This window comes from Curtobacterium sp. MCBA15_001, from assembly GCF_001864835.1.
Classification (GTDB): Bacteria; Actinomycetota; Actinomycetes; order Actinomycetales; family Microbacteriaceae; genus Curtobacterium.
The window spans coordinates 243,560-263,795 of record NZ_MJGI01000027.1; the positions used below are offsets into that span (position 1 = coordinate 243,560).

At 73.2% G+C, this 20,236-nt stretch carries 23 protein-coding genes; 6 read left to right on the forward strand and 17 right to left on the reverse strand.

Going from position 1 to position 20,236, the window contains the following annotated elements:
• Positions 1-26: 26 nt before the first annotated feature.
• From BIU90_RS17155 to BIU90_RS17165, 3 genes are all read right to left on the reverse strand, one after another.
• Complete coding sequence (locus BIU90_RS17155; protein WP_071301389.1) at positions 27-524, reverse strand: hypothetical protein; 498 nt, start codon at positions 522-524, stop codon at positions 27-29.
• Positions 525-609: 85 nt separating this feature from the next.
• A complete protein-coding gene (locus BIU90_RS17160) occupies positions 610-945 on the reverse strand; it encodes a Dabb family protein (protein WP_071301390.1) in 336 nt (111 codons plus the stop codon).
• A 64-nt stretch (positions 946-1,009) separates the two neighbouring features.
• Complete coding sequence (locus tag BIU90_RS17165) at positions 1,010-1,576, reverse strand: dihydrofolate reductase family protein (RefSeq protein ID WP_071301391.1); 567 nt, start codon at positions 1,574-1,576, stop codon at positions 1,010-1,012.
• Between the two features lie 103 nt (positions 1,577-1,679).
• On the opposite strand from BIU90_RS17165, the gene BIU90_RS17170 reads away from it, so the two are divergent.
• The 5 genes from BIU90_RS17170 (at position 1,680) to BIU90_RS17190 (ending at position 6,269) form a co-directional block, all read left to right on the forward strand.
• Positions 1,680-2,036 (forward strand): VOC family protein, encoded by a 357-nt coding sequence (locus BIU90_RS17170; protein ID WP_071301392.1) that lies wholly within the window; start codon positions 1,680-1,682, stop codon positions 2,034-2,036.
• Positions 2,037-2,150: 114 nt separating this feature from the next.
• Positions 2,151-3,482: a sensor histidine kinase gene (locus tag BIU90_RS17175; RefSeq protein ID WP_071301393.1), complete on the forward strand. Its 1,332-nt coding sequence runs from the start codon at positions 2,151-2,153 to the stop codon at positions 3,480-3,482.
• On the forward strand, positions 3,464-4,141 hold the full coding sequence (locus tag BIU90_RS17180) for a response regulator transcription factor (RefSeq protein ID WP_071301394.1): 678 nt from the start codon (positions 3,464-3,466) through the stop codon (positions 4,139-4,141). The genes BIU90_RS17175 and BIU90_RS17180 overlap by 19 nt, the downstream gene beginning before the upstream one ends.
• A 173-nt stretch (positions 4,142-4,314) precedes the next feature.
• On the forward strand, positions 4,315-5,196 hold the full coding sequence (locus BIU90_RS17185) for an ABC transporter ATP-binding protein (protein WP_071301395.1): 882 nt from the start codon (positions 4,315-4,317) through the stop codon (positions 5,194-5,196).
• On the forward strand, positions 5,193-6,269 hold the full coding sequence (locus BIU90_RS17190) for an ABC transporter permease (RefSeq protein WP_071301396.1): 1,077 nt from the start codon (positions 5,193-5,195) through the stop codon (positions 6,267-6,269). Before BIU90_RS17185 ends, BIU90_RS17190 begins: the two co-directional genes overlap by 4 nt.
• 62 nt (positions 6,270-6,331) lie before the next feature.
• On the opposite strand, the gene BIU90_RS17195 is transcribed toward BIU90_RS17190, so the two are convergent.
• Both BIU90_RS17195 and BIU90_RS17200 read right to left on the reverse strand, forming a co-directional pair.
• Positions 6,332-7,384: a Gfo/Idh/MocA family protein gene (locus BIU90_RS17195; RefSeq protein ID WP_071301397.1), complete on the reverse strand. Its 1,053-nt coding sequence runs from the start codon at positions 7,382-7,384 to the stop codon at positions 6,332-6,334.
• Complete coding sequence (locus tag BIU90_RS17200) at positions 7,381-8,385, reverse strand: Gfo/Idh/MocA family protein (RefSeq protein WP_071301398.1); 1,005 nt, start codon at positions 8,383-8,385, stop codon at positions 7,381-7,383. Before BIU90_RS17200 ends, BIU90_RS17195 begins: the two co-directional genes overlap by 4 nt.
• A 92-nt stretch (positions 8,386-8,477) precedes the next feature.
• Between BIU90_RS17200 and BIU90_RS17205 the strand changes: the two genes are divergently transcribed.
• Positions 8,478-9,176 carry an NUDIX domain-containing protein gene (locus BIU90_RS17205; protein WP_071301399.1) on the forward strand — a complete coding sequence of 233 codons (699 nt, stop codon included), beginning with the start codon at positions 8,478-8,480 and terminating at the stop codon, positions 9,174-9,176.
• Between the two features lie 81 nt (positions 9,177-9,257).
• On the opposite strand, the gene BIU90_RS17210 is transcribed toward BIU90_RS17205, so the two are convergent.
• The 12 genes from BIU90_RS17210 to BIU90_RS17265 form a co-directional block, all read right to left on the reverse strand.
• Positions 9,258-9,962 carry a hypothetical protein gene (locus BIU90_RS17210; protein ID WP_071301400.1) on the reverse strand — a complete coding sequence of 235 codons (705 nt, stop codon included), beginning with the start codon at positions 9,960-9,962 and terminating at the stop codon, positions 9,258-9,260.
• Positions 9,959-10,696, reverse strand: coding sequence for an ABC transporter ATP-binding protein (locus tag BIU90_RS17215; RefSeq protein ID WP_071301523.1), 738 nt, complete (start codon positions 10,694-10,696; stop codon positions 9,959-9,961). Before BIU90_RS17215 ends, BIU90_RS17210 begins: the two co-directional genes overlap by 4 nt.
• 119 nt (positions 10,697-10,815) lie before the next feature.
• A complete protein-coding gene (locus tag BIU90_RS17220; protein ID WP_071301401.1) occupies positions 10,816-11,460 on the reverse strand; it encodes a response regulator transcription factor in 645 nt (214 codons plus the stop codon).
• Positions 11,457-12,641, reverse strand: coding sequence for a sensor histidine kinase (locus tag BIU90_RS17225; protein WP_139195354.1), 1,185 nt, complete (start codon positions 12,639-12,641; stop codon positions 11,457-11,459). The genes BIU90_RS17220 and BIU90_RS17225 overlap by 4 nt, the downstream gene beginning before the upstream one ends.
• 16 nt (positions 12,642-12,657) lie before the next feature.
• On the reverse strand, positions 12,658-13,857 hold the full coding sequence (locus BIU90_RS17230; protein ID WP_217640938.1) for an MFS transporter: 1,200 nt from the start codon (positions 13,855-13,857) through the stop codon (positions 12,658-12,660).
• Positions 13,847-14,752, reverse strand: coding sequence for a dihydrodipicolinate synthase family protein (locus BIU90_RS17235; RefSeq protein ID WP_071301524.1), 906 nt, complete (start codon positions 14,750-14,752; stop codon positions 13,847-13,849). The genes BIU90_RS17230 and BIU90_RS17235 overlap by 11 nt, the downstream gene beginning before the upstream one ends.
• 20 nt (positions 14,753-14,772) lie before the next feature.
• On the reverse strand, positions 14,773-16,206 hold the full coding sequence (locus BIU90_RS17240) for an MATE family efflux transporter (RefSeq protein WP_083404058.1): 1,434 nt from the start codon (positions 16,204-16,206) through the stop codon (positions 14,773-14,775).
• Positions 16,207-16,306: 100 nt separating this feature from the next.
• Positions 16,307-16,744, reverse strand: coding sequence for a MarR family winged helix-turn-helix transcriptional regulator (locus BIU90_RS17245; protein WP_071301404.1), 438 nt, complete (start codon positions 16,742-16,744; stop codon positions 16,307-16,309).
• A gap of 36 nt (positions 16,745-16,780) precedes the next feature.
• Complete coding sequence (locus BIU90_RS17250; RefSeq protein ID WP_071301405.1) at positions 16,781-17,281, reverse strand: hypothetical protein; 501 nt, start codon at positions 17,279-17,281, stop codon at positions 16,781-16,783.
• 85 nt (positions 17,282-17,366) lie between these two features.
• Entirely contained in the window at positions 17,367-18,110 is a 744-nt protein-coding gene (locus BIU90_RS17255; protein WP_071301406.1) for a hypothetical protein, read from the reverse strand.
• A gap of 34 nt (positions 18,111-18,144) precedes the next feature.
• Complete coding sequence (locus BIU90_RS17260) at positions 18,145-19,539, reverse strand: sensor histidine kinase KdpD (RefSeq protein ID WP_071301407.1); 1,395 nt, start codon at positions 19,537-19,539, stop codon at positions 18,145-18,147.
• A complete protein-coding gene (locus tag BIU90_RS17265) occupies positions 19,536-20,222 on the reverse strand; it encodes a response regulator transcription factor (RefSeq protein WP_254787101.1) in 687 nt (228 codons plus the stop codon). The genes BIU90_RS17260 and BIU90_RS17265 overlap by 4 nt, the downstream gene beginning before the upstream one ends.
• Between the last annotated feature and the right edge of the window lie 14 nt (positions 20,223-20,236).

A 20,236-nucleotide genomic window follows, 5' to 3' on the forward strand; every position in this document is an offset into this window, starting at 1 on the left:
GGCACCGGACCTCCCGTCAGGACGTGCTAGCGGCCGAGCGCGGCGCGCTTGCGGTCCTTGACGCTCCGGAACCACGCGCTCGACGCGGGCAGGAAGGTCAACACGGCTGCGACGATCGACGCGATGACACCGATGGCCCCGATCCCGAACCCGCTGGCGATGCCGGTGATGCCGAGGATGGTCAGGACCAGCAGCACGATGCGCGCCCAGTTCGCACCACGGCGCATGAGCAGGTCGAAGACGACGAACGCGATGATGAACAGCACGCCGATCACGATGCTGACGGTGAACGAGGCGGTGACGACGGCGTTCACGTCGACCCCGCCCGTCGAGGTGCCGGACTTGTCGAGCTGGTCCTGCGCGGCCTGGCGCGCGGCCGGCAGCTGCGTGGCACCGACGATGAGCGCGATCACGTGGGTGAGCGCGGTGACCAGGTACAGCCAGAACGCGATGTTCACCAGGCGGGGAGCCGCTGTGGGAGCCGACTGGTACGGGTTCGACGACTGGTAGGGGTTCGACGTCATGCGGGGGTCCTCCTCGCGGCCTCGACCATCGGGACCGTCGTTGCAGATCCTGCTCCCTCGTGGCGTGTCGTGACCGGAACGCGCGTCAAGCGAGCGCGTCGTGCTCCGGCTCGTGCTCGTGCTCCGGCTCCTCGACGTCGAAGACGACCACCCGCTGGCTGCCCGCACCGATGTGCTCCGCGACCGGACGGTGCTCGGCGTGCGGCAGGTACCCGGCCAGGGCGTCGCGGCCGTCGAACCGGACGACGAGCATCCAGTCGAAGCCGTCCTCCTTGCCCTCGGTGCTGACGCTCCGGCCCGACGTGACGGACCGGACGCCCTCGATGCGGGGCAGGTGCTGCTGCGCCAGGGCGTCGGCCTCGGCGGAGTGGTCGGTGCCGTCCTGCCACTGCACCAGGACCACGTGGGTCACTCCGGACATGCTGACTCCTTCGTCGTCGGACATGGCCCGAGCCTGCCAGTGCGGGGCTGTGACCGTGTGCTGATCAGCGTCGAACGCCGTACCGCAGTGCGACGGCTCCGGTCCGGTACGTCCGGGTGCTGAGCAGCTCGAGGTCGACGCGCCGCTCGTCCATCGCGAAGTACGGGATCCCGCCACCGACGAGCACGGGGGAGACCCGCACGCGGTACTCGTCGATCAGTCCGAGCTCCGCTGCCGCAGCCGCGAGCGTCGCACCGCCGATCGCGACCTCGCCGTCGCCCGGCTCGGCGCGCAGCCGCTCGATCTCCTCGCCGACGGACGCCGTCGCGAGCCGGGTGTTGCTCGCGTCGACGCTGGTCAGCGTGCGCGAGAACACGACCTTCGGCAGCGCGTTCCAGAGGTCTGCCCACTCGCGCTCGGCATCGCCCCACGTCGCCGCCTGCACCGGGTCCTCCCAGTACACCATCGTCTCGTGCAGTTTCCGCCCGAGCAGGTGCACGTCGACGCCGCGGACCTCGTCGATCGCGGCGCGGAACTCCTCGTCGTCCGGGTCGCCCCAATCGAACCGCCCGTCCGGCCCGACGACGAACCCGTCGAGCGTCATGCCCATGGAGTACGTGACCCGCTTCATGCCGCGCAAGCTACGCCCGCGGTGCGGTGCGTGCACGTTCCTGAGCCGGTGCCCATCGCCCCTGCGCCTACCGTTCGGCGCACCACTCACGGAAGGCATCATCATGGCAACAGGAGTTGCAGCAGTCTGGGTCCCCGTCACCGACATGGACCGGGCGGTCGCGTTCTACCGCGACGTGCTCGGCCTCACGGTGTCGAGTCAGTCGGACGACTGGAGCGAGATCGACGCGAACGGCCTGCGCCTCGGGCTGAACGCGCGCGAGTCCGCCAGCCCGTCGAGCGGCGGCGGCGCGGTCGTCACGTTCCAACCGGACGGCAGCATCGAGGACGAGGTCGCCGGACTCAAGGAGCGCGGCGCCGATGTCGAGGGCGAGATCAGCGAGCACCCGTGGGGCCGGATCGTGCCGTTCAAGGACAGCGAGGGCAACGACCTGCAGTTCTACGCGCCGCCGGCCGACTGACGCGCTCACCTGCAGACAGGAGGTCCAGTGCCAGCTGGCACTGGACCTCCTGTCTGTCCACAGGCCGGGCCCACGGCCCGCGGCGGCGGTCGCCTGCCCGCTAGCCTTGCCGGCATGACGACGACGGGGGTGGCCGCGCAGGACACGTGGTCGCGCCTGCCGGTCGGCCCGCGTGAGCACCGGCAGGACGCGCTGCTGGCGCTGGCGCTGGCGGTCGGCCTCACGATCTCGACGGTGCTGTACTGGTCCAGCGCGGTCTACGACGAGGTCGCACCGTGGTGGGTCACCGCGCTCATGGTCGTCGCGAACGCCGGACCGTTGGTGTTCCGGCGGCGCTTCCCGATGACCGTGGCGGTCGTCGTCGCGCTGGCCTTCGCCGCGACCCAGCTGCTGCACGTCCCCGAGGGCCTGTTCATCAACTTCACGCTGTTCATCGGCCTGTACACGGTGGGCGCGTGGTGCTCCGACCGGGTGCGCGCCGAGTCCGTGCGCTGGACGGTGATCGCGGGCATGTTCGCGTGGCTGTTCCTGGCGATCGTCTTCCGCTGGTCGGTGCCGAGCGCCCTGCCGAACGAGGGGGACTCGATCGTCCCGCCGTTCGTCGCGAGCTCGCTGCTGACGATCGTCATCAACCTGGTCTACTTCGGTGCCGCCTGGTACTCGGGCAACCGGGCGTGGGCGTCCGCGGTCGCCGGGCACGCGCTCCGGGAACGCACGTCCGAACTGGCCGTCGAGCGGGAGCGGACCGCGGCACAGGCGATCACGCTCGAACGGGTGCGGATCGCCCGCGAACTGCACGACGTCGTCGCGCACCACGTCTCGCTCATGGGGGTGCAGGCCGGTGCGGCCCGCCGCGTGCTCGACCGCGACCCGGCGCAGGCGGCGACCTCGCTGAGCGTCGTCGAGGACAGCGCGCGCACCGCGGTCGAGGAACTCCGTCGGATGCTCGGGACCCTGCGCGAGACGAACGGCACCACCGAGCCCGATCCGACGGCCGGGCCTGACGACTCCGGTCGGACGACCGCGCCGAGCACCGACAGCATCGACCGGATCGCCGGGCTCGCCGACGCTGCGACGACCGCGGGTCACCCCGCGCGCTACACCGTCGTCGGTGCTCCTCGACCGGTCCCGCCGACGGTCGCGACCGTGGCGTTCCGTGTCGCACAAGAGGCAGTGACCAACGTCCTCAAGCACGCCGGCCCCGGCGCCAGCGTGGACCTCCGGCTGCGGTGGTTGGCGGACGCGATCGAGGTCGAGGTGACGGACACCGGGATCGGGAGCCGCGCCTCCCGGCAGCCCACCGAGGAGGAGCCGGTCGGGACGCCCGGTTCCGGGCTCGGCCACGTCGGGATGCGGGAGCGGGTCGCCGCGGTCGGCGGCACCGTCGAGATCGGGCCCCGAGCCCGGGGAGGGTTCCTGGTGCGCGCATGGCTGCCGACGACGTGAGCGTGCGCGTGGTGCTGGCGGACGACCAGGACCTGGTGCGTGCCGGGTTCCGGGTCATCCTGGAGTCGGAGCCGGGCATCAGCGTCGTCGCCGAGGCATCCGACGGCGCTGCGGCCGTCCGTGCCGTCGAGCAGCACCGGCCCGACGTGGTCTGCCTCGACGTCCAGATGCCGACCGTCGACGGGATCGAGGCCGCACGGAGGATCACGGCACTGCCCGACCCGCCGGCCGTCCTGATCCTGACCACGTTCGACAACGACGACACGCTGTTCGACGCCCTCGCTGCGGGTGCCAGCGGGTTCCTGCTCAAGAACGCGACCCCGGAGCAGCTGGTCGACGCCGTGCTCACCGTCGCCGCGGGCGATGCGCTGCTGGCTCCTGACGTCACGCGCCGGGTGATCAGCCGCGCGACGACGGGTGCGCTGCCGGTCGTCGAGGGCTCGGACGGGGCCGTTCCTGGGCTCACCGAGCGGGAGACCGAGGTGCTCCGGTTGCTCGGGCGGGGGCGCAGCAACGCGGAGATCGCGGCGCAGCTGTTCGTGGGCGAGGCCACGGTGAAGACCCACGTGTCGAACGTGCTGCAGAAGCTGCAGGTGCGCGACCGAGTGCAGGCGGTCGTGTGGGCGTACGAGCACGGGGTGGTCCGCTCTGGCGGCTGACCGCTGCTCGGTCCCGCGCCGTCTCGCTCGGTCCCGCTCCGTCTCGGGGTGGAGGCCCGGGTTCCGTCCGGCGTGGGAGGCGCGGACGACAGGGCCTCCGTAGCGTCGGTGGTGCGGTCGGGACCGCTGCACCAGCAGGTGCGCCGGGTACCCGTCGCCGAGAGGGGACAGCGATGCTGCGGGTCGATGGCGTGACCAAGCACTTCGGCGACCGCCGGGTGCTCGACGACGTGACGTTCGAGGTGGGTCGGGGACGTCTCACCGGGTTCGTCGGCGGGAACGGTGCCGGCAAGACCACCACCATGCGGATCATGCTCGGCGTGCTCGACGCCGACAGCGGGTCCGTCGCGATCGACGGCCAGCGCATCGGGCCGACCGACCGCCGCCGTTTCGGGTACATGCCCGAGGAGCGTGGTCTGTACCCGAAGATGCCGGTGGCCGAGCAGGTCACCTACCTGGCACGGCTGCACGGCGTCGACCGCCGGGCGGCCCAGGCGCGCACCACCGAACTGCTCGACCGACTCGAGCTCGCCCAGCACGCGGACGACCCGGTCGAGAAGCTCTCGCTCGGCAACCAGCAGCGCGTGCAGGTGGCAGCGGCGCTCGCACACCGGCCCGAGGTCCTGGTGCTCGACGAACCGTTCTCGGGCCTCGACCCGATGGCGGTCGACGTCGTACTCGGCGTGCTGCGTGAGGCCGCTGCCGACGGGGTCCCCGTCCTGTTCTCCAGCCACCAGCTCGACGTGGTCGAACGGCTCTGCGACGACGTGGTCGTGATCGCCGACGGGGCCATCCGGGCCGCGGGTCCGCAGGAGGAGCTCCGGAAGAAGGCCGGTCCCGCCGCGTGGGAACTGCTCGTCGACGGTGACGCCGCCTGGCTCCGCGACGAACCCGGCGTGCACGTCCGGGCGTTCGACGGCGGCTACGCGGCCTTCGAGGCCGACGACGCCGTCGCCCAGCGTGTGCTCCAGCGTGCCGTCACCATCGGGACCGTCGGCTCGTTCGGCCGCCGGGTACCCCGACTCAGCGAGGTCTTCCGGGAGGTCGTCCGATGAACAGCTCCTTCACCACGGCCGTGCGCCTGGTCACCGTCCGCGAGATCCAGGCGCGACTGCGCAGCAAGGCGTTCGTCGTCTCGGCGCTCATCCTGCTCGTGCTCGTCGTCGCGTCGATCGTCGTCGGCGGCATCGTCGGCAAGTCCAGCGCCGACAGCACCACACCCGTCGCGGTCGTGAACGGCGTCACCCTGCCCGCGACCACCGGACTCGACGTCACACAGGTCGACGACCGGGCCGCGGCCGAGCGCCTCGTCCGCGACGGGGACGTCGACGCGGCGATCGTGCCGGAGTCCGGCGCGCTCGGGTTCGGCGTGGTCGGACTCGACAGCGCACCGACCGACGTCATCCAGGCGCTCAGCGTGTCACCGTCGGTCGAGCTCCTCGACCCGGATGCCATGGCGCCGGGCCTGGTGTCGCTGATCGGCATCGCGTTCGGCATCGTCTACTTCGCCGCCGCGGTGACGTTCGGGCAGTCCATCGCGCAGAGCGTCGTGGAGGAGAAGTCCACCCGGGTCGTGGAGATCCTGATGGCGGCGATCCCGGCCCGGGCGCTGCTGGCCGGCAAGGTGATCGGGAGCAGCATCATGGCGCTCGCGCAGGTGGTGGCCATCGCGATCGCCGCCGCCGTGGCGCTCGCCGTGACCGGGCAGGACAACCTGTTCGGGCTGCTCGGGCCGAGCCTGCTCTGGTTCGTGGTGTTCTTCGCGATCGGGTTCGTGCTCGTGGCGTCGTTGTTCGCGGCCTCGGCGGCGCTCGTCTCACGGCAGGAGGACGTCGGCAGCGTGACGACCCCGGTCATGATGCTGCTGATGATCCCGTACTTCCTGATCATCTTCGCCGCGGACAACCCGACCGTCGTCGGGATCATGTCCTACGTCCCGTTCAGTGCGCCGATCGGGATGCCGATGCGGATCTTCCTGGGGACCGCAGAGTGGTGGGAGCCGATCGTGTCGCTGCTGATCGTCATCGTGTCCGCCGCGCTCGTCGTCGTCATCGGCGCCCGCGTCTACGAGAACGCGCTGCTGCGCACCGGCGGGCGGGTCAAGCTCGCCGACGCGATGCGGCGCTGACGCGGCGCGCGCGCCGCGGCCGCGGCCGCGCCGCCGGCTCAGCCACATCGTGCGCGCCGCGCTCAGCGCGCGACCGGCACGGTGCGGCCGGTCCGCGCCGACTCCTGCGCGGCGAGCACGATCGCCAGCGTGCGCAGCCCCACGCCCACGTCGGGCTGCGGCTGCACCCCGGTCCGGACGGCCTCCAGGAACACCCGCAGCATCGCCTGGTCGAGATCGGCCCCGTACCGTGCTTCGATCGGCAGCCCGGTGTCCGTGACGATCCCGTGCGCGGCCGGCCCGAACGGGTCGATCGACACCGTGCCCTGCGTCCCGACCACGTCGAGCGTCAACCCGCCCCACACCGCCGAGGTGTCCGGCCGGCTCCACGAGCAGTCGATCGCGGCGACCAGCCCGTCGTCGTAGGTGATGGTGACGAGCGCAGCCGTCTCGGCCCGGGCGCGGTCGGCGTGCAGCGTCCGGTTCGCGACCGCCGTGACGCTCAGCGCCTGCGCTCCCGTGAGTGCGTCGATCAGGTCGGCGATGTGCACGACGTGGTCCACCAGCGCACCTCCGCCGGAGCGCTCCGGGTCGGTGAACCAGTCGCGGGTCCGTGGCAGCATCCCGGTGTTGGCGCCCCGAGCGGCGAACAGCTGCCCAAGGGCGCCCGCGTCGTGGGTGGCCCGGAGCCGGGCGAACGACGACGCGAAGCGCACCGGGAACGCCACCATCAGCAGCACCCCGGCGGCCTCGACCGCGGCGCGCATCGCGAGGCCGTCCTCCCACGTCGTCGCGAGGGGCTTCTCGCACAGGACGTGGACACCCGCGGCAGCGGCCCGTTCGACGAGCGCGCGGTGCCCGGTGTTCTCGCTGGCGACGACGACCGCGTCCGGCTGCCATGCCAGCAGCTCGTCGTACGAGTCCATGTACCCGACCCCGAGCGCCTCGGCCAGGTCCCGCCCGCGCAGCACCCCGAGCGAGGAGCCAGAACCAGAACCAGAACCAGAACCAGCGCGAGGGGTACCGTCCGGGTCGGTCCCGCGCACCTCCACGTCGGGCATCGCCGCGAGCGCCTGCAGGTACCCGATCGCGTGGGTGTGGGCGAACGACAGCACGCCGATGCGGAGCGGCCTCACGACAGCACCACCGGCTGCCCGGTCTCGATCGAGGTGAGCGCCGCGTTCGCGATCCGCACCGCGGCCGCCCCGTCCTCGGCGCTGACGCGGGGCGCGGGTCCACCACGGAACGCCGCGACGAACTCCGTGAGCTCGGCGGCGTACGGGTCGTCGGCGGGGTCGACCTCGGGCAGGAACCCGTCCACCGCGTCCGGTGTCGCCAGGTCCGCAACGTGGTCGACCTCGTCACGCGATCGGTGCGACAGGCTGCCCCGGGTCCCGGTCACGGCGTACTCCGTCGTGAAGGGCAGGTGCTGCGGCCCCCAGACGCCGGCGACGTGGCTGATCGCCCCCGACCGGTGGGTGAGCAGCACGTGGGCGGCCTCGACCGGCTCGGCTTCGGTGCCGGCCCGTGTGCGGACCGCGGACACGGTGGCGACCTCGCCGGCGACCCAGCGGGCGATGTCGAGGTCGTGGATCATCTGGTCGAGCACGATCCCACCGGACAGCGAGTGGTCGGCGAACCAGGGAGTGCGGATCGGGAACGCGCCGGAGCGCACGAACCGCAGCACCGCCAGGTCGCCCAGGAGGCCCGTGGTCACGGCCTCGTGCAGGCGCACGTAGGCGGGGAAGAACCGGACGACGTGGGCGGGCACGAGCGTCCGGCCGGCGTCGCGGGCGCACCGGACCAGGTCCGCCGCATCGGCGTCGGTGCGGGCCAGCGGCTTCTCGGAGACGACGTCCTTGCCGGCGGCCAGGGCCGCGCGCACGACCGTGGCGTGGGTGGAGGTCGGGGTCACGACGTCCACCATGTCGACCGCGTCGAACAGCTCCTGCAACGAGTCCACCACGGTGATCGAGGACCCCGCGGCCCGGGCAGCTGCTGCGTGCGTGTCGGCGAGCTGTCGTGCGCCGTCGTGGGCGAACACGGTGACGGGGCCGAGGCGCAGCAGTCCGGGCAGGTGCGCCACGGCGATGCCACCTGCACCGAGGAGGCCGATCCGGACGGGGTTCGGTGACACGGGAGCTCCTCTGCGGGGACCAGGTCGACGGTGACGGGTGCCACCATGCTAGTCAGGACCCACCCCCGTACCGTCGACCCACAGGAGCCGCCGTGACCGCAGCACCCGGACAGCCAGGCACCCGAGCGCCCGCCGAACCCGACGGGCGTGGTCGGACCGGGCTCGACCAGGTCGGCCGCGACCTCACCCGGAACCCGGACGTCGTCGTCCGCGACGTCGAGGTGACGTCCGACGGATGGCACGTCCTGCGTCGGACGACCTTCGACGTGCGCGGGCGCGACGGCTCGTGGTCGACGCAGCAGCGCGAGACGTACGACCGCGGCAACGGCGCCACGATCCTGCTGTACGACCCGACGCGGGGGACCGTGCTGCTGTCGCGACAGTTCCGCTTCCCCGCCTACGTCAACGACCACCCCGACGGCATGCTCATCGAGGCCGCCGCCGGGCTCCTCGACGAGGACGACCCGGAGACCGCAATCCGCCGCGAGGCCAGCGAGGAGCTCGGCGTCGCGGTGGGCGCGCTCACCCACGTCTTCGACGCGTACATGAGCCCCGGGTCGGTCACCGAGCGCGTGCACTTCTTCGCGGCCGAGTACACGCCGGCCGACCGGGTCGACGCCGGCGGGGGCGTCGCGGACGAGGGCGAGGAGATCGAGGTCCTCGAACTGCCGTTCGCCGAGGCGCTCGCCATGGTCGAGGACGGCCGGATCGTGGACGGCAAGACCATCATGCTGCTGCAGTGGGCAGCGCTCCGGGGCGTCGTGGCGGGCCGGACCGACGGGGTGGGCTGAACCGCCCACGGACAGGAGGCGCGGGGCGGGCCCGCACCGGGCCTCCCGTCCGGCGGGCCACCGGCCCACTGCACGCGCCGGTCAGGCGTCCGTGCTGCGGAACCGGAGACCGGCTGCCACCGCTGCGACGACGAGCCAGACCAGCACGACCACCAACGGACGGCCGGGGTCCGGCGTCCCCGCGACCAGGGCGACCGTGCTGTCGCTGAACAGGACGTCGCCGACCGAGCCGGCGCCGAGCGGCAGCCCGCCGATCATCCCGCTGAACAGGAACAGGCCGAGCGTCGTCGTGATCGCGGTCGGGGCGACGCGGCGGATCAGGGACCCGAGGTACAGGCCGACCAGACCGGTCAGGGCGACCGCCGGACCCGTCGCCAGGACGGAGAGCGCCGCAGTGCCGAGGACGCCGATGGCGGCGGCACCGGCGAGCGCGCCGAGCCAGCCGGCGACCAGGCCGACGAGCGCGACCGCGAGGCTCTTGGCGAGCATGACCTCGGTCCGGCGGGGCGCGGCGGTCAGCGTCGTCCGGACGGCGCCGGTCGCGTACTCGCCGGCGATCGACAGGCCTGCGAGCAGTGCGACGACGGCGCCGCCGACCATCGATCCCGTCGCCACGGCGACGCCGGGGCCGAACTGTGCAGCGCCGATGACGCCGAGTGCGGTGGCGGGCGCGGCGAGCAGGACGAGCCAGCCGATCGCCGGGACGGAGCCGAGCTTGTGCACCTCGGACCGCAGGGTGCCGGCGAAGGTGAGCCGGGGGGTGAGGGCGGCGGCGTGGCTGGTCATCGGAGGGCTCCTGCATCGTGGGTGGTGTGACCGGTGGTCAGGTCGAAGAAGACGTCCTCGAGCGTGGCGCGGCGACGGTTCGACGCGGCGAGCAGCTGGTCGGTGGTGCCGTCGGCGACCTTGCGGCCGTTGCCGATGATGACCAGGCGGTCGGCCGTGGCGGCGGTCTCGGCCATGTTGTGGCTGGAGAGCAGGACCGTGCGGCCCTCGGCGGCGAAGGAGCGGCAGAGCTGCCGGACCCAGACGACGCCCTGCGGGTCGAGGCCGTTGACGGGCTCGTCGAGCATGAGCACCTGCGGGTCGCCGAGCAGCGCCGTGGCGATGCCGAGCCGCTGGCCCATGCCGAGCGAGAACGTCCGGATGCGCTTCGTCGCGGCGCCGGCCAGACCGGTCATCTCGAGGACGGCGTCGACCCGGCGGCGGCCGATGCCGTGCGTCAGGGCGAGGCCGGTCAGGTGGCCGCGGGCGGTGCGTGCGGGGTGGACGGCCTTCGCGTCGATCATCGCGCCGAGCAGCTGCATCGGTGCGGGGGACTCGACGTAGGGGCGGCCACCGACGGTGACCGTGCCGGAGGTCGGGCGGTCGAGGCCGACGATCATCCGCATGGTCGAGGACTTGCCGGCGCCGTTCGGGCCGAGGAACCCGGTCACGGTGCCGGGCTCGAGGGTGAACGACAGGTCGTCGACCACGGTCTGGGCGCCGTGCCGCTTGGTCAGGTTGCGTGCTTCGATCATGGCTCCGACGCTACGGAGCACCGGCACGGGCGCCATCGACCCCGGGGGCCGTCGTCGTGGTACCGCAGTACCGCCGCGCGCGCTTGCTGCGTGCCGCTGTTGCTGGTGCTGTTGCTGTGTCAGCTCAGGCCGAGGTCGTGCGCGCGGATCACCGCGTGCACCCGGTCCCGCAGCGCGAGCTTCGCCAGGACCCGCCCGACGTGGGTCTTCACCGTCGACTCGGACAGGAACAGCTCGGCCGCGATCTCGGCGTTGTTCCGGCCGCGGCCGATCGCGACGAAGACCTCGCGTTCGCGCTCGGTCAGCGTGCGGAGTGCTTCGTCGTCGGTGCCGGGTCCGGGGAACTTCCCGCGGTGCAGCTCGATCATCTGCCGGGTGACCCGCGGCGAGACGATCGCGTCACCCGCGGCGACGGTGCGCACGGCGCCGACGAGCTCCTCGGGGCGGGCGTCCTTGAGCAGGAACCCGCTCGCGCCGGCGTTGAGCGCGCCGAACGCGTACTCGTCGAGGTCGAAGGTCGTCAGCACGAGCACCGCTGCCCGGGCACCCGATGCGACGATGCGCCGGGTGGCCTCGAGGCCGTCCATCCCCGGCATCCGGACGTCCATCACGACGACGTCGGGATCGAGCGCGGCTGTCCGCTCGACGGCTTCGTGCCCGTTCACCGCTTCGCCCACGACGGTCAGGTCCTCGGTCGCGCCGAGCACCATCGCGGTCCCCATCCGGATCAGGTCCTGGTCGTCGGCGAGCAGGACCCGGATCATGCGTCTCCCTCTGCGCGCAGGGTCACGCTCACGCGCCAGCCGTGCGGCGTCACCGGCCCCGCTTCCACGTCGCCATCGTAGAGCGCCGCGCGCTCACGCAGCCCAGTGAGCCCCCGTCCGGTCCCCTGGGACGGCATCGGCCCACGCGCCCGGCCGTCGTCCTGCACCACGACCACGACCCGGGGGCCCTCGCGTCGGACGTCGACGTCGACGCTCGTCACGTCGACGGCGTAGCGCGACGCGTTCGTCAGGCACTCCTGCACGATGCGGTAGACCGACGTCGCCAGGCTCTCCGGCAGGGCTCCCGCGTCCTCGGAGCGCAGCACGACGGGCAGGCCGGCGGCACGCTGGTCCGCCACGAGCTGGCCGAGGTCCGCGACGCCCGGCTGCGGTTGCATCGGGAGGCCGGGGTCGACTCCGTGCCCTTCCCCGTTCCGCAGCACGCCCAGCACGCGGCGCATGTCGGCGAGCGAGTCGCGCCCCACCGAGCCGATCCGTCGCACGGCGTCGCGGGAACGCTCCGGGTCCTGCGCCGCGATGGCGTCCGCACCGTCGGCCAGCCGGACCATCACGGACAGCCCGTGTGCCACGACGTCGTGCATCTCGCGGGCGATCCGGGCGCGCTCGTCCTCGACCGCGGCCGCCGCGCGCTGCTCCTGCTCGGCACGCACCCGGTCGGCCAACTCGACGAGCGCCTGGACGTAGGCCCGACGGGTCCGGATCCAGAGCCCGAGGACCATCCCGACGAGCAGGACGACGGCTGCGAAGACGGCTCGGGTGGGATCGCGCAGGACCACGCCGCCGACGACGGCCAGCACGACGACCGTGGCCCCGGAGAGCACCCAGGCCGTCCGCACCCCGACGCGGGTGACGACGGTCGCGACGACGAGCAGGACCGCCGGCGGCAACAGGACGCCGATCGCCAGGACGGCGGCGACCGCGGCGACGAGGAAGGCGAGCAGGGGGACGCGCCGTCGCAGCGCCCCGACGACCACGCCCGCGACCAGGAGCGCGGTCGATCCGAGGGGCTCGCGGTCGAACGCCGAGAAGGAGAGCAGCTGGCCGGCCGTGACGACCAGGTACACGAGGACCAGGAGCACGTCGACGGCGACGGGGTGTGCTGCGACCCACCGCTCGATCCCACCCGGACGGGGCGGCGCCGGGGACACGGGGGTCGTCACGCGGCCCACCGTACCGTCACGGGCGGAGTCGGCGGTCGAGCGCGGCGGCGACGGTCGCTCCCGTCACCACGACGGCGCCGACGACCAGGGGGAGCTGCGCGCTCGCCGCGACGACCGCCCCCGCGGCGGCGGTGCCGGCGGAACCCGCGGTGATCTTCAGGGCCCCGACCCACACAAACACCTGGCCACGGGCCTCCGATGGGGCGTTCTCGCTGCGGGACGCGAGCGTGGCGGCGAAGAAGCAGGCGTTCGCGATCCCTGCGACGGCGTACGCCGCGACGGCCAGAGGGAGTGTCCGCGCCGAGGCCACCCCGACCAGCGTGGCGACGACGGCCAGCGCGAGCAGGACCATGGCGCGCTCGGCATCGCCGCGCAGGGGACGGAGCATCACCCCGACGGAGCCCGCGAGGGTGCCGAGCCCGTACGCCGCGGTCAGCGCCCCGGCGACGGCCGGAGGCGCTCCGAGGCCGGCGATCGAGGCGACGGCGACGATCGGCAGCACCGCGACGGCGAGGGCGACGGTGGTGGTCAGCAGGAGTGTCCGACGGAGTGGCCCCGACGCGACCATGAGCCGCAGGGTCGCCAGCGGCCGCGGGACCTCGGCGGCGGGGACCGCGGGGGCCCACGGCAGCAGGCGCACCACCACGGCCGCGACGAGCGTGGCCGCAGCGAGACACAGCGCCGCCACCGTGGGCGACGACCACCCGGCGACGACGGCGACCACGGACGGCCCGATCGTCCCGCCGAGGCCGTACGTCGCGACGTCCCAGCCCTGTGCCCGACGCTGGCCCGACACCGTCGGCCCGGCGATCGCGGGCAGCCGGCTGCTGATGCCGCCGGTCAGGAACGGCCCGGTCAGACCGACGACGACCAACAGCGCTGCGGTCACCGGCACCGGGACGACCGGTCGCGTCAGCACGGCGGCCGAGAACGCGACGGCGCTCACGGCGCAGGCGAGGGCGATCACGGTGCGGCCGTCCCGCGCGGTGTCGAGTCGGCGGGCGAGCAGCGGCCCGATCAGGTGCGGTGCCGTGATGCTCGCACCGAGCAGCCCGGCGAGCCACCCCGGTCCGCCGTTCGTCGTGACGAGGAGGACGACCGCCACGACCGCACCGCCGTCGGCACAGCGTGCGAGCGTGGCTGCGACGACGTACCGGGTCAGGGCGAACCGGACCGGGTCCGAGGCCGCCGCTGGCTCGGGAGCCTCAGCCGACACCGCGGCCGCCGGTGCCCAGCTCGAGCGCGTCGGCGACCGCGGCGACCCGGCTGCGGGCAGCACCGTCGAGCCCATGGACCGGCCGCGGCAGCGAGTCGGGACCGACCAGGCCGAGGTGTTCGGCCAGGGCGGCGACCACCCGGTAGCTGCCGCCGAACTCCGTGAACAGGTCCCAGAGCGGCGCGAGGGCCTCGGAGCGACGCTCGGCCTCGGCGTGGTCGCCGGCCTGCGCGGCGCGGGTCAGGGCGAGCGCCTGCGCGGGCAGCGTGCCGCCGATCACCGAGTACCAGGCGTCGCAGCCGGCGTTCAGGCCCCGGGCGGCGAACGCGTCCCCGGAGACACCGATCGTGACGTCGGCCGGCACACGGTCACGGATGGCCTGCACGCGTGCTGCTGCGTCGGCGGGGACACCGGGGATCTTGATGGACGCCACGTGCGGCAACCGTGCGACGGCGGCGTACAGGTCGTCGGTGAAGGTGACGTGGGTCGTGCCGGGGTTGTCGTACAGGACGACGGGGACGGAGACGGCCGCGCTGACGTCCTCGAACAGGCCGTACACGTCGTCGTCGGTCAGGGGTTGGTAGGTCACCGGTGCGAGCAACAGCCCGGCGGCACCGGTGCGCTGGGCGTCCTCGGCCAGGGCGAGGACCTGCGAGGTGCGGAGCGCCCCGATGCCCACCAGGACCGGGACCACCCCCGCGTGCTCGACGGCCGTGGTCGCGACGCGCCGCCGTTCGTCACGGTCGAGGTACAGGTACGAACCGGTCGAGCCCAACGCCGTGATCGAGTCGACCCCGGCGTCGGCCAGGCGCTCGACCAGCCCGGCGAAGGCACGCTCGTCGACCGTGTCGTCGCGGAGCGGGGTCAGGGGGAACGCGCTGAGACCGGTGAACACCCCTGCAGCGTAGTGCAACATCACATTCCCGCGGGTGCTTCCTCGAGCACCGCGTCGGCACGCTCGGCGCTGCCGTCGGCCAGGCCCCGGTCGATCCGCCCGCGGGACGCCAGCCAGATCACCAGTCCCGCCAGGAACACCAGGACCTCGGTGACCGTGAGCGCCCAGATGATGCCGGCGAGCCCGAACCACAGGTTGCCCAGCAGCACGATCGGGATGAACAGGACGCCCTGTGCCAGGGACATCGCGATGGCCGGCGTCGCGAGTCCGGCGGCCTGGAAGAGCGACGTGAAGAGCCCCGTGAAGCCGTTGACGATCGTCGCGACGAGCTGGGCGACCAGGATCGTCAGGCCGATCGCGAGCACCGAGTGGTCCGACGAGAACACCGTGAAGACCTGCTCGCGGAAGACGAACACCGTCCCCGAGAACACGAGCACGATCGCGCCCACGGTCAGGGCGGAGGCCCTGAGCGCCGCGTGCAGACGGGCCCGGTCGCCCTTGCCGTACGCGTAGGCCAGCAGCGGCAGGACGCCGATCGTGACCCCCATCACCAGGAACTCGGGCACCTGGGCGATCCGGACGGCGACGCCCATCGCCGCGAGCGGGTCGTCGCCGTACTGCGCGGCGAGGTTGTTGAGCACCAGGGTCGTCACGATGAGGAACCCGGCCTGCAGCAGCTCGCTGACGCCGATGCCGAAGACCGGCCGGAGGACCGAGCGGCGCAGGGTGAACCACCGGAGCGACAGGGAGACGTTCTCGCTGTGCGTCCCGAGCCAGCGCACCCAGTAGACGATGCTGACCAGGTTGGCCAGGCCGACCGCCAGCGCTGCACCGGCGACGCCCCAGTGCAGCACCAGGATGAACAGCACGTCGAAGACCAGGTTCCCGATCGTGGACAGGATCAGACCGATCATCGCCTGGCGTGCGGCCCCCTCGGCGCGGACCATCTGCTCGAGACAGAACGCAGCGGCCAGCACCGGGACGAACGCCAGCATGACGGCCACGTAGGCGCTGGTCGCGGGCACTGCGGCAGCATCCGCGCCGAGCACGCCGACGAGTGGCCCCAGCAGCAGGAGTCCGGCGCCGCCGAGCACGATGCCGGTGATGACCGACCCCCACACGGCGAACGACGCGACGTGCTTGATCTCGTCGGCCTTCGCCGGGTCGTGCTCGGACGCACCGAGCAGCCGCGACATCAGGGCGCTGCCGCCGACGCCGAACACGCCGCCGATCGCCATGATCACGCCGAGGAGCGGGGTGCCGAACGTGATCGCGGCGAGCAGTGACGTGTCGTGCTGCGAGCCGATGAAGCCGGCGTTGATGACGTTGTACAGGGCGCTGACGACCATGGCCGCGGCCATCGGCACGCAGAGGTGCACGAGGGCCCTGGCGATCGGCGCGGCGGACAGGTACCAGCGGTTCGTCGCCGCTGCGGTGGTGGTCTCGGTGGTCATGGTGCTGTCCCTTCCGGGCAGGGTCGACGGCGCGTCCGGCGGTGGCCGTCGCGTGGGCAGGCTGGCGCCTCCGGCGGACGGCCGGGAGGCGCGGGTGCGGTTACCGGGTGGGTTCCGGCAGCTCGGCGGTCACCTTGCGCAGGAGCTCGCGGAGCGTGGTGCGCTCGTCCGGTGAGAGCGGCGCGAGCAGGGTGTCGTCGAGGGCGGTCATCGCGTCCTCGAACCCGGTGATCAGGTCGATGCCGGTGGGCGTGGCGAACACGAGCTTGGTCCGGGCGTTGTCGACGTCGGATCGGCGCTCGACGAGCCCGCGCTTCTCGAGCCCCTGCAGGAGGCTCGAGACGCTGGCGGCACTGGTCCGGGTCATCGCGGCGATGTCACGCTGGATGGCGCCCGGGTTCTGCTGCAGGTAGCCGAGGACGAAGCTCTGTTCGTGCGTGAGTTCGCGCTCGCGGACCCACTCGTCGGCGGCCTTGCGCTGGGCCCACCCGATCCAGCGCATGAGCTGGAGCGGGGTGTCGAAGTGCGGTGCCTGCATGATCAGAACGCTAACCGTTCGAGTTCTAACTGTCAACTACTGAACGGTGACGGCCGCGCTGCTCGGTCCGCCGCACTGCGCCGAGCCGACGTGCCGGTCCCACGACAGCTCGACCGTACGGTCGAGCAACGTCGTGCCGGCCGCGTCCAGCACGGCCACCCGTGCGCTCGCCGGCGTGCTCATGTCGGTCGTCACGGACCAGACGTCACCCTCGTGCACGGTCGTGTGGAACGGTGCGACCGGGAGCGTCGCGGTCGTCCCGGGTTCCCCGGCGCCGCCCGACGGGAGCGCGGCCGGGGTCGCACCGTCGCTCGGGACTGGTCCCGCCGTCGGTGGCGTGCCCGGGGTGCAGTCGGTGCCCAGGCAGACGGCGACCTGGTGGACGGGTGAGGTGTCGGCGTTCGAACCCGGCACGCGGACCTGGACCGCGTTCGCCCACCCGATCGCGGTGCACGTGGTCCCGACGAACGAGCACCCGCTGATCGCGACGACCAGCACCGCGGCACTGACGGCCGCACCCACCCGTGCGTTCCCCATGCGCCCATGATGCCCGTGCAGAGCCGGACGCGACCGTGCCCGGTGTCACGAGGACGCCGGGCACGGTGATCGGGTGGGGCCGGGGTCAGCCGTGGAGTGCCGCGCGGATGGCCTTGGCGTCCTTCGCCGCGGCCTGCTCCTCGCTGCGGACGGCCTTCGCCTTCGCCCCGGTCGCGCTGAGCACGTCGTGGTTCGTGTCGTCCTGCGCCGGGGTGACCGCGAGGCCTGCGGCGGCGAGTCCCTGGGTGTCCGACTGCAGCGACGAGATCTGCTTCTGGAGGTCGGCGAGGGCGGCCTTCGCGGCGTCGGAGTCCTTCGCCGTGTGCTTCGCCAGGCGGTCGGACAGTCGCTGTTCCGCCTGCTGCAGTCGGGGGAGTGCCTTCGCGGTCGCGCGGTCGGCAGCGCGGACGATCCGCTCCTGCGGCAGCGCCACGCGGTACACCCGGTACTGGGTGACGATCGTGCGGTCGTCGATCCGGGCCTGGGCCACCGTGGTGTCGGCGGCCAGTGCGGCGTGCAGGTGGTCCATCCCGGTGACGTCGGCCTTGAGGGTGCCGAGCAGGGTGCTCTTGTCGCTCGAGGTCAGGGTCGTGTCGGCGTCCACCTTGGTGATCGCCGCGTTCAGCGAGCTGATCCGCTTGGTGGTCGCGGCTTCGCCGTGTGCCTGGATGGTCCCGAGGCTGGCCCCCTCCGGCAGGTGGCTGGCCGAGCTCGACGGCGACGGGGTGGAAGCGGGCGTGGCCGCGTCTGCGGCACCGGCGGTGGCGGTGACGGCACCCCCGGCGACGAGGGCGACGGCGAGCGGGGTGATGATGTGCTTGATGTCCATGGCGTGATCGTGGTCCGCGGCCGTTCGGCGTCCGTCAGCGGTGTGTTCGGGTCGTGTCAGGGCGCGGCGACCGGGGCAGCACGACCCGGAACTCGGCGCCGCGCGCCCTCGGGACCGCCTCGATGGTCCCGCCGAGGCGGTCGACGAGCCGGGCAGCGATCGACAGGCCGAGGCCGGTGCCGACGGGACGGTCGTCGCGGTGCCGGTCCCGCAGCGCGCCCCGGACGAACGCGCGGTGGAGGTCGCCCGCGTCGATGCCGGGTCCGTCGTCCACGACCGAGACGGCGACCGCGTCGGCGACCTCCGCGACCCGGACGACGACGCGTCCACCCGGCGACGCGACGCGCAGGGCGTTCTCCACGAGCCCGTCGACGACCTGGCGCAGCCGCTGCGGGTCCGACACCACCCGCGCGTGCTCGGCGTCGGGCGCAGCGGCGACCGTGGCGCCCGTCGTCGCCGCGCGGCCCTGCCAGGCGAGCACCGACGTGGCCACCAGTGCGACGACGTCGACGGGCTCGAGTCGCATCGGGAAGTCGTCCGCCTCGGTCCGCGCCAGTGCGAGCAGGTCCGCGACGAAGGCGTCCAGGCGCTCGGTCTCGGCACGCACGACCCCGGCGACGCGGGCGATGTCGTCGGCGGGCACGAGGCCGTCGGCCAGCGCGTCCGCGTACCCCCGCACGGCAGCGAGCGGTGTGCGGAACTCGTGCGAGATCGAGAGCAGGAACTCGCGCTGCGCCGACTCCGACCGCTCGAGCTCGGTGTCCAGCACCCCGAGGGCGTGCTGGATCGCGGCGACCTCACGCACCGGGGCGACGGCGTCCTCGTCGGTCCGGGAGCGGACGCCGCGCTCGCCGCGCGCGAGCCGTCCCGCCGACGCGGCGACCAGGCGCAGCGGACGGGTGGTGACGCGGGCGAGCGTCACGCCGAGTCCCACCGCGACGAGCACCCCGATGGCGAGCGCCACCAGGAACCCGGTCAGCACCGCGTCGCCGTGCAGGATCGACACGTCCTCCACCGCGATGACCGAACCGCCCCCGCCGCGCGCCGGGACGGCCTCGACCAGCAGGGTGCGCCAGCCGTCCGCCTGCCGGACCGACAGCCGCGTGGCGGTGGCGAGCCGTACCTCCAGGCCGGTGGGCAGTCGGATCCCGATCCCGTCGACGCTGCCGGTCCCACCGGACCCGACGTCGATGCGGCCGGCGCTCCGGCGCTCGATCCGCGCGGCGAACGCAGCCCGTTCACCGCGCGGGGTGACGGCGACGGCCTGGGCGGACGACCGGAGCACGAGCGCGGTCTGTCCGATCGACTCCTGGCGGACCAGGCGGAAGCCGACGACGGCGACCGCCAGGACCGCGATGACCGCGACGGCGACCGTGGTCACGACGATCCGGCCGGTCAGGGTCCGCGGGCGCAGGTCGGCCCGGGTCACGGTGCACCGGACGGGTCGTAGGCGTACCCGACGCCGCGGACGGTACGGAGCCCTGCGGCATCGCCGAGCTTGGCGCGGAGCTGTGCGACGTGCACGTCCACCGTGCGCGTCCCGCTGAAGTCGGCCACGCCCCACACCGTGCTCAGCAGCTGTGCGCGTTCGAACACCCGCCCGGGCTCCGCGACCAGGTGGGCGAGGAGCGCGAACTCGGTCGCCGTCAGTGCCACCGGGGTGCCGTCGACGGTCACCCGGTGGCGATCCCGGTCCACCTGCAGCCGCCCGCCGCCCAGCACGGCGCCGGTGCGCAGCTGGGTCCGGCGGACGAGACCGCGGACGCGTGCGGCGAGCTCCCGTCCGGAGAACGGCTTCGTCAGGTAGTCGTCCGCGCCGAGTTCGATGCCGAGCACGCGGTCCACCTCGGCGTCGCGGGCGGTGACGAGCACCACGGGGGTCCAGTCGTCGGCAGTGCGGAGCGCACGCAGGATCGCGATGCCGTCGAGCCCGGGCAGACCGATGTCGAGGACCGCGGCGACCGGGGCCGACCGGCGGATGAGGGCGAGTGCGTCCTGGCCGTCCCGCGCGACGACGACGGAGAACCCGGCGTCACGCAGGTACAGCCGCTCGACGTCGGCGATGGCGGGTTCGTCCTCGGCGACGACCACCAGTCCGTGTGGGGCGTCCATGGAGTCGATCATCG